This is a genomic window from Cellulomonas sp. B6 (assembly GCF_001462455.1).
Classification (GTDB): Bacteria; Actinomycetota; Actinomycetes; order Actinomycetales; family Cellulomonadaceae; genus Cellulomonas.
Genome location: NZ_LNTD01000195.1, coordinates 1 through 214 on the forward strand (window position 1 = coordinate 1; position 214 = coordinate 214).

1 protein-coding gene is annotated in these 214 nt (G+C 69.6%); it reads right to left on the reverse strand.

Going from position 1 to position 214, the window contains the following annotated elements; translation table 11 throughout:
* Positions 1–121: 121 nt before the first annotated feature.
* The coding region (gene rpmE, locus ATM99_RS15700) for a 50S ribosomal protein L31 (protein WP_082659894.1) at positions 122–214 on the reverse strand (93 nt) is incomplete at its 5' end.

The window sequence follows — 214 nt, forward strand, 5'->3', positions numbered from 1 at the left end:
GACCGCCGGGTCGGACAGCTCACGCTCGATCTGCGCGTGCTCGGCGAGTGCCGCCTCGACGGCGTCGAGCTGCTCCACCTGCTGTCCTCCCACGAGTCACCGGACCGGCGCTGCAGGGGTGCTAGTTGGCGCTCTTCTTGCCGTAGCGCGCCTCGAACCGGGCCACGCGGCCACCGGTGTCGAGGATCTTCTGCTTGCCCGTGTAGAACGGGTG